We start from the raw sequence: 322 nt of genomic DNA on the forward strand, positions 1-322 counted from the left end.
TTGCAGCCAGGCGTCGCTGCGCAGCACCAGCGTCGCGCCCACGCCCAGCGTCGCGAACATCTCCTCCACCGACACGTCGAAGGCCACCGACGCGAACTGCAGCATGCGGTCGCGCTCGTTCAGCCCCGTGCGCTGCACCACCGAGCCCAGCTGGCTCAGCGCCTGGCGGTGTTCCACCATCACGCCCTTGGGCGTGCCGGTGGAGCCAGAGGTGTAGATCACATAGGCCAGGGCCGACGCCCCAGGCGCGCTGACTTCCAGCGGCGGCACGGACCGCCCGCGCAGCTCGCGCACATCCAGCATCACCGGCGGCACTTCTTGA

Annotated in this window: 1 protein-coding gene; it reads right to left on the reverse strand. The window is 70.2% G+C overall.

Features of this window, described 5'->3' with window-relative positions; genetic code table 11:
* Window positions 1–322: AMP-binding protein (locus LZ017_RS21940; RefSeq protein WP_241399051.1), on the reverse strand; the 322-nt coding region annotated here is incomplete at both ends.

Origin of the sequence: Pelomonas sp. CA6, from assembly GCF_022549225.1 — a bacterium.
In the GTDB taxonomy this organism is placed as follows: domain Bacteria; phylum Pseudomonadota; class Gammaproteobacteria; order Burkholderiales; family Burkholderiaceae_C; genus Roseateles.